This is a genomic window from Micrococcus sp. GbtcB5 (genome assembly GCF_019091605.1).
Classification (GTDB): domain Bacteria; phylum Actinomycetota; class Actinomycetes; order Actinomycetales; family Micrococcaceae; genus Micrococcus; species Micrococcus luteus.
The window spans coordinates 1-253 of the sequence record NZ_JAGXJK010000285.1 but is presented as its reverse complement, the minus strand read 5'-3'; the positions used below and the strand labels follow the sequence as shown (position 1 = coordinate 253).

The window sequence follows — 253 nt, the reverse complement described above, 5'->3', positions numbered from 1 at the left end:
CTGCCCATCGGCGGCGTGCTCGGCCTGGTCCTCCCGGCCGTCGGCACCCCGCTGTTCATCAGGTTCCTCGTCAAGCGCGGATACGGCCAGTACGTCCGCGACGACGGCCCGACCACCCACAAGACCAAGCGCGGCACGCCCACGATGGGCGGCGCGGTCATCATCGGCACCATGGTGCTGGCGTACCTGATCACCCACGGGCTGCTCGCGGTGTTCGGCGGCGACTTCGGCGGGCCCACGGCCTCCGGCCTGG

At 71.9% G+C, this 253-nt stretch carries 1 pseudogene; it reads left to right on the top strand.

The features are described from left to right. Positions 1 to 253, top strand: a pseudogene (locus KVS67_RS12385) (phospho-N-acetylmuramoyl-pentapeptide-transferase); the annotation flags it as partial.